1 protein-coding gene is annotated in these 232 nt (G+C 41.4%); it reads right to left on the bottom strand.

The genetic code is table 11. The features are described 5' to 3' along the window. The coding region (locus tag G9F75_RS19880) for a condensation domain-containing protein (protein WP_167409347.1) at positions 1–232 on the bottom strand (232 nt) is incomplete at both ends.

Genomic DNA, 232 nt, shown 5'->3' with positions numbered 1-232 from the left:
ACTTGGGCTCCTTTGTAGCTTTGGATTTTGGGACGTGGATAGTCCGTCACCAAATCCAAAACCGGTGCCTCTTCTTTGAATACTTCTTTCCAATAGTTTCTCTGACTCTCCAGGTTTCTGCCACGCATCCATTCACTATAATCCTTGTATTGGATTTCAAGTGGTTGTAATTCTTCACCGTTATACAATCGTGAGAAATCTTCGATTAATAGATTTAGCGTCTGATGATCGG

The organism is Bacillus sp. EKM208B (assembly GCF_011800725.1).
GTDB classification, from domain to species: domain Bacteria; phylum Bacillota; class Bacilli; order Bacillales; family Bacillaceae; genus Bacillus; species Bacillus velezensis.
This window is presented reverse-complemented; position numbering and strand designations above follow the sequence as displayed.